Annotated in this window: 6 protein-coding genes; 4 read left to right on the forward strand and 2 right to left on the reverse strand. The window is 45.5% G+C overall.

Annotated features, from left to right (window positions below; all coding sequences use genetic code 11):
- Positions 1-10 precede the first annotated feature (10 nt).
- The gene (dsdA, locus tag ACGTN9_RS18660) at positions 11-1,339 is read left to right on the forward strand and encodes a D-serine ammonia-lyase (protein WP_499595757.1); all 1,329 of its coding nucleotides are present in this window, start codon (positions 11-13) and stop codon (positions 1,337-1,339) included.
- 131 nt (positions 1,340-1,470) lie between these two features.
- On the opposite strand, the gene desB is transcribed toward dsdA, so the two are convergent.
- Entirely contained in the window at positions 1,471-2,529 is a 1,059-nt protein-coding gene (desB, locus tag ACGTN9_RS18665) for a Delta(10) desaturase DesB (RefSeq protein WP_499595760.1), read from the reverse strand.
- 329 nt (positions 2,530-2,858) lie between these two features.
- Between desB and ACGTN9_RS18670 the strand changes: the two genes are divergently transcribed.
- From ACGTN9_RS18670 to ACGTN9_RS18680, 3 genes are all read left to right on the forward strand, one after another.
- Positions 2,859-3,050, forward strand: coding sequence for a hypothetical protein (locus tag ACGTN9_RS18670; RefSeq protein ID WP_499595763.1), 192 nt, complete (start codon positions 2,859-2,861; stop codon positions 3,048-3,050).
- 57 nt (positions 3,051-3,107) lie between these two features.
- Entirely contained in the window at positions 3,108-3,506 is a 399-nt protein-coding gene (locus ACGTN9_RS18675) for a secondary thiamine-phosphate synthase enzyme YjbQ (RefSeq protein ID WP_499595765.1), read from the forward strand.
- Between the two features lie 234 nt (positions 3,507-3,740).
- Complete coding sequence (locus ACGTN9_RS18680) at positions 3,741-4,910, forward strand: MFS transporter (RefSeq protein ID WP_499595768.1); 1,170 nt, start codon at positions 3,741-3,743, stop codon at positions 4,908-4,910.
- Positions 4,911-4,970: 60 nt separating this feature from the next.
- On the opposite strand, the gene ACGTN9_RS18685 is transcribed toward ACGTN9_RS18680, so the two are convergent.
- A complete protein-coding gene (locus tag ACGTN9_RS18685) occupies positions 4,971-6,242 on the reverse strand; it encodes a YeeE/YedE family protein (RefSeq protein ID WP_499595770.1) in 1,272 nt (423 codons plus the stop codon).
- Positions 6,243-6,866 lie beyond the last annotated feature (624 nt).

The following is a 6,866-nucleotide window of genomic DNA, read 5'->3' on the forward strand; positions in this document are numbered from 1 at the left end:
AGGTGGGTATATGAAAGAGAATATTGCCGGGAAAACAATTGCTGAATGGCAAGCGGCTCACCCGCTGTTAACAGATATCATGGATACCAGCGAAGTATACTGGCAAAACCCCGCTTATCAGCCGGCAAGTAAGGAGCAGCCGATTACCCAGGCCGAGCTTGATGAGGCAGCTGCTTTGTTCCGGCGGTTCCTCCCTTTTTTGAAAAAAGTTTTTCCGGATGCGGAACTGACTGAGGAAGGAATCGTGTCCCCACTGAAAAAAATAGTTAATATGAAAGCGGAGCTCGAAGCTTCCTTCCACCAAACCATAAAAGGCGACTTGTGGCTGAAATGTGATCATGACCTGCCGGTTGCTGGTTCAATCAAAGCGCGCGGCGGTTTTTATGAGATCTTACATTATGCTGAAACGCTGGCGATCGATCATGGCCTGCTGTCCCGCTCCGATGATTACAGCAAGCTTGACGATGAGCGGTATCGTAACTTTTTTGCCGATTATTCGATTGCTGTCGGCTCGACGGGTAATCTCGGCTTGAGTATTGGTATTATCAGCGCCAAAATCGGTTTTCAGGTGACCGTCCATATGTCACAGGACGCGAAAAAATGGAAAAAAGACCTGCTGCGAAGCTATGGCGTCACCGTTATCGAGCATCCGGCCGATTTCAGCGTCGCTGTAGAAAAAGGCAGGGAAATGTGCCTGCAGAATAAGCGCTGTTATTTTGTGGATGATGAAGATTCGAAAAATCTTTTTCTAGGATATACGGTGGCAGCGAAAGAAGTTCAGCAACAGCTGGAGTCAGCAGGAGTTGTAATTGATGAAGCGCGCCCATTGATCGTTTATCTTCCATGCGGGGTCGGTGGCGGGCCAGGTGGTGTCGCTTATGGATTGAAACAAATCTATGGCGAAGCGGTCCATTGCATTTTCGCAGAACCAACCCATGCCCCGTCGATGCTGCTTGGCCTGATGACCGGCCTCTATGACAAGGTGGCTGTGCAGGATTTTGGCATTGATAATATCACAGAAGCGGACGGCCTCGCTGTCGGCCGCCCGTCCAGATTTGTGGCGCCAATCATTGATAAGCTGATTGCCGGCATCTATACCGTTGAGGATCGGGAACTCTACAAACTGCTTTACAAGCTCCACCGCAGCGAAGGACTATTTCTTGAGCCATCTGCACTCGCAGGCATGTATGGCCCTTCCCGGTGGTTAGAAAGAATCGGAAAAGCGCAAGGAATAATCAGCGACAAGGCCACCCACCTCGTCTGGTCGACCGGCGGCAGCCTAGTGCCAAAACATGATCGACAAGCAATGCTTTCAAAAGGGAAAGAGGCTATCCGATAAGTCTGCAAAAGACTTGGAGGGATAGCCTCTTTTAGTTTAGTGATAGTAGTAAACAGGGAGAAATAAAATAAGCTTGCAGAAAAACCAAGGGGTTTCTCTGCAAGCTTACGGCCTGTGCAAACAGGCTATTGTTATTTTCTCAGACGTAATCTCCGGAACTTGATGTTTTTCGGATCAAGTCCGCTGCCGAGTGATCGATATAACTTACCGTACTTAGGATCAGCGAGTTTATTATCTTTATAATAGACACGCGGCGTTTTCCATAAAGCGATTAACGCCTGGCTAAGCGGCATTTCATGATAACGCTCCGGCCAGAACCTCTTGATCTGTTCCTTCACGAGCGGGTAATGTTTTGGATTCATCCCGGGGAACAGATGGTGTTCCGTGTGATAAGAGAAATTGAAATGCAGCACATCCACCCATTTCGGAACGGTTACTGTCAGGCTGTTTGCTAATGGATCATTGATCGGTGTAATCGGGTTGAGTCGATGGTTCGTAGAAATATAGCCCATCACAATCAGGTTAGCAATCAACAACGGGATGAAAAACGCGAAAAGCCATTTCGTGAAGCCCATGACAAATAACAGGCCGATCCAGGTGACCCAAGGTAAAACCGCCTGCAGCCAAACTTCCGGCTGCTTCTTCGGCTTGAAGTCTTTCACATAAGTGATGAACATTTTCATGGAATGCATCGAGAACTGAAAGGCCAGCGAAATAAACGCGAACGTGGACCGGACCTTCAATGGCAGTCGATACACCCACTGGAACATCTTCATTCTTTTAATTTTCTCCAAGGTCGGCCAGGCATCTGGATCCTTTTCTTCATGCTGGGTATGGACATGGTGGGTCATATTATGCCATTTTCTCCATAGCTTTGGCCCTGTACTCAAGGGGAAAAAGGCGATTGCCCCAAGCAGATCGCGAAGCCAAGGCTTCCGTACAACAGTTCCATGAAGGATTTCATGTCCCAGAAAGCCGAGCCCGGCAAAGCTGAAGCCGATGACCAGTGATATTGCCAGGTTGATGACTGGATGAAGGTTCATCAGACCGATCGTCAAAAACCCTGCAACCGTTATTATTAAATAAGCTAAACCTCCGAACAGGCGGGAGGGTACAGGTTTAAACACATCCTTCGGCAAATGTGGTTTTATTTGTTTTGCATACCAACTGAAGGAATGAAGCTCTTTCATTTCCAATCTCCTTTCATGTAGGCAGGTTATCTCCTCATATTGTAGTTCATCGTACCAATACCTATTCTCACAGTCAATAACATTTATTACCTGGTATTAATATTTGGTATAAAGTCATATTTCATACCAGATAAAGGATATTAACACCTCCATAAAGAATAGGTAAAGGTACAGACTATTTACTTTTTTAAGCATATATTATATGAAGCTGCTCTCCCATTAGATGAGGGAGCCCACGAAGGAACATAAGATTTAATCAGGATACGAACATATCCTGATTGTCCCATCATAAACTCACTAGTAAAACCCTATTTAAGAGGAGAAGAGGAGTGATTGAAATGGGCGAGCTCGTCCACTTCCCTCATAAAAGCATCCGGTTGACCGATGAAGAATTGGCTGTGTATTGGAGCATTAAGGCTCGGCTGGAGAAAGCCGTTACGTTGAATGACATTCGTCAGTTGCAGCAAGATGTAAAGTCTTTTCGCAAACATTTATCTGTAAAGTATGGGATCCCGTTGTAAAAGATGTTTGAATCACCTGTTTTAATTGGTATAGGATGAGAACAGAGGTGATAATTCGTGAAAAAGCAATTTGAACTGAAAACGGATCGAAGAGATCAAATGATTGATGTTACCAATGAAATCGAAGCTTTTATCAGGGAAAATGACGTGGAGGAAGGGATTGTCGTAATCTCCTCCTTGCACACGACAGCAGGGATTACCGTCAATGAAAATGCCGATCCTGATGTGAAAACGGATATGCTGATGCGGCTGGATGAACTCTATCCATGGGATCATCCGGAAGATAGGCACGCGGAAGGGAATACGGCATCTCATTTGAAAACGAGTACGGTAGGACATGCGCAGACACTGATTGTCAGTGGTGGTAAATTAGAACTGGGAACCTGGCAAGGCGTGTATTTCTGTGAATTCGACGGGCCTCGCCGCAGGAAGTTTTTAGTAAAAATCATCACGTAATTGGAACTATGACCAGCCTTGGTTATAGTTCTTTTTTTATTTGCAATTTAGCAATAAAACAATAGCCATAAGGGTTGACTGCGGTAGGAGTGAACAGGAAATCGTTTAGCATAACCCTAGCCGAGGAATGTCACCGAAACCTCCATTCAAAGACAAAATAATCAGACAGGTTTTAAAGAAAAAAACACGTGGAATGCACGGACTATCAGACAAGACTTATGGAGGTTATTTGCAATGTCAAAAGGTAAAAGTATTCACGCTTTAATGATACTGTTATTCACACAATTTATCTCTGGTGGTGTCACTAATACAAAAGGGATTGTATTAGACCAGGTGGAAAAAGACATCGGACTGGATATGAGTGAATTCGGCTTTGTCGTATTCATATTCCAGTTAGGTTTTACGTTAGCAAGTTTGATCTTCGGTTACCTGACGGATAAAAACGGACTCCGGATTATGATGACTATCGCTGCAGTTCTCATGGGGTCTGGTTTCCTTGGAACAGGACTTGCTCCTAATATTATGTTCTTTTTAGGATTCTACATGCTGGTAGGTTTCGGTCTTGGTGCACTGGGTGTCGCTGGTAACGCGATTGTACCGGCTGCCTATCCGAAAAAACAAAACCAGATGTTCAACCTGGCAATGGGGATTTATGGTCTTGGGATGGTGTTGTTCCCGCAAATTCTCAATTGGTTGTTCCAGTTCGCAGACTGGAGGGTGTTCTACATCGCCATTGCAGCCTTGCATATCGGCGTGATCATCTATATCACTTCTGTCAATTTCCCGGAAGGAAAAGTCGAGAAAATCAATTTGAAAGCTTTCATTCCGATGTTGAAGGATGCCCAGATGGTATTTTTGATGGTATTTCTTATGCTTGAAGTATCAGCGGAAGTTTCATTCATGAACTTCTTCCCTACTTATTTGAAGAGTCTGGATCTCGGTGGCTTATCAACGTCCGCCAAGGAAGATATGGTTGCAACCATTCTGACGTTGTTCTCGATATTCTTTATGGCAGGACGACTGGGAGTCGCTTATCTATCGAACCATATTAATGAACGAAAAATTCTCATTATGTTTTCCCTTGGTTCTGCTCTGATGATCGGCGTAAGCTTTATGTTTGCGGAACAGTTGCCATACTTGTTTGCTGGCGCCGGGCTGTTCTTCTCAACGCTGTTCCCGACAGGTACGGCGTTCGGGACATCGATTTCTAAAAACCCTGGTACCGCACTCGGTTTGATTTATGTCGCATCCGGTATCGGCGGCGGTGTAGCAGCATTGCTTGTCGGTGCCGTCTCTGAAGCATTCGGTCAAGCCGGCGGCTTCAGCCTGATCATCGGTTTCCTGACACTGATGTTCATCACCACCTTGTTTATGAACAAGGAGAAATCAAAGCAGAAAGTCTGATGTAGATAAAAAGAAAAGGTGCGAATCCAATTTGGATTCGCACCTTTTTCGTTTCTGTTGTTAACACATGGAGTCTTTCGGGTTAGGATTTTTCAAGCCGAAAATCGGACGGATGTACAGCGCGAGGTAACTTCCTGCCAGCGCCATGATCATCCACACCCAGCCGTGCAGGCTGAACGATGCGATTCCGCTGAAGTAAGCTCCGATGTTGCAGCCAAAAGCAAGACGGGCACCGTAACCCATCAACAGGCCGCCGATAATCGAAGAAACTGCGATGCCCGGCTTGATTTTACCCGGTCTGAAGTTGCCTTGTGCAGCTGCTGCAATGAAAGCACCTAGGAGGATTCCGAAATTCATCACACTGGTCGCATCAGCAAGTACTGTTGTTTGCAGTGCTTCGGTATTACCTTGCCAATAGCCCCAGCTTGCTACATCGACACCGAACAGCGCTACAAATTTAGATCCCCATAGGGCAAAACCGGAAGTAATTCCCCATGGACTTCCTTTAAACATAAGTGTGAGAGCGTTCAACAGAGCGAGCACAATACCCGCTGTCATTAGCGGCCACGCACCGCGCCATAGTTTTTTCAATCCTGTGGTAGTCTTGAGCGGTTTCATGCTCGGTGGATTCTTTTTCTGTGCATATTTCACAGTCATTCCATAGATTCCTAGAAAGATAAGCATTTGGACAATCCAGCCGCCGCCGTATCCTAGCCCAGTCGTCTCAGCAAGGGATACTGCCGGCAGTGAAGGCGTTTGTTCTGTCCAGAAAATAAAATGGTAAGCACCGATGACCGACCCGGCAATAAATCCAAGCAGGGTCAGGAACATGGATGACTTTCCTCCACCAGCACTATAAAGCGTACCGGATGCACACCCTGAACCCATCTGCATCCCGATTCCGAATAGGAACGAACCGACAACCAGGCTGATGCCGATAGGAGAAACATTCCCTGACAGTTCCACACCATTGAAGCTGAAGTTGGTTGCAAAAATGATACCAAATAACGTCGTCGCTACAGCAAGCATTACCATATGTGCCTGTAACCCCTGGACATTACCGACAGCCAGCAGTCTTCTGAATGCTGAGGTAAAACCGAATTTGGCGTGAAGCAGGGTCAGGCCTAGACCGATTCCAATAATATAAAGAATTCCCTGTGTCCATCCGGCAGCCATAGTGATTGCTGCTAACAAAAGGACTGCTATCGTCAACCCACCAAACAGGTATGTTTTTTGTACAGGATTCAAAGGAGAAACGATCGTAGTAGCATTCTTTACTTTAGAAGGGATGCTCGGTTGCTCCCAACGTTTTTCTACACTTGTTTGAGCCATGCAGTAGATACCTCCTAATTCCGATAAAGATAATCTGTTTTAACTTTTATTTATCATATGATGAATCCAAAGGTTTGTAAACCCATTAATTTAGTCGGATTAAAATTTAGACTCTGTTAAATCTCCCTGTTGCTTTTACAGAAAAGCTCCCTTTTGCTGAAGACTCAGTTTCGAGATAGTGGGGCCCGTTACCATAAGAGGAATGGGATGGTTCGTGAAACGACTCGCTTTCCTGCGGGGGACCTGGCAAGCTTCCTCGGGCTAAAGCCCTGCGGGATCTTGCCTAGCCCCTTCTCCCGCGGGAGTCTCCCCGTTTCCCTTCCCATCCAGCCAGTTTAGTAATTAACGGACCCTTCTTTTGTGTAGCGAAATCTTCATCTTGATCCAATTATAAAGTATATAAATAGCGCAACGTCTTCTTTCAAAATTATCATAGCGCGGTTTACAGAATTATGATTTCGAGAATTTACTATGGCAAGGGGCGTAGGGAAACGATGCATAACCGTCAAGCTAACAATGAGTGTTGCGAAAAGAGAGTTATGACCGATCTCTTTTTCAATATTTTTCCAACCATAACCTTAACTTTCACTATACAAATTCATCAATCCAAAAACACTGGCTTTA

This window comes from Halobacillus sp. B23F22_5, from assembly GCF_043497085.1.
GTDB lineage: Bacteria > Bacillota > Bacilli > Bacillales > Halobacillaceae > Thalassobacillus.

What these genes read in the sequence shown, in the direction of transcription:
- dsdA (WP_499595757.1), top strand. Translation starts at nt 11, where the DNA reads ATGAAAGAGAATATTGCCGGGAAAACAATTGCTGAATGGCAAGCGGCT.
- desB (WP_499595760.1), bottom strand. Translation starts at nt 2,529, where the DNA reads ATGAAAGAGCTTCATTCCTTCAGTTGGTATGCAAAACAAATAAAACCA.
- ACGTN9_RS18680 (WP_499595768.1), top strand. Translation starts at nt 3,741, where the DNA reads ATGTCAAAAGGTAAAAGTATTCACGCTTTAATGATACTGTTATTCACA.
- ACGTN9_RS18685 (WP_499595770.1), bottom strand. Translation starts at nt 6,242, where the DNA reads ATGGCTCAAACAAGTGTAGAAAAACGTTGGGAGCAACCGAGCATCCCT.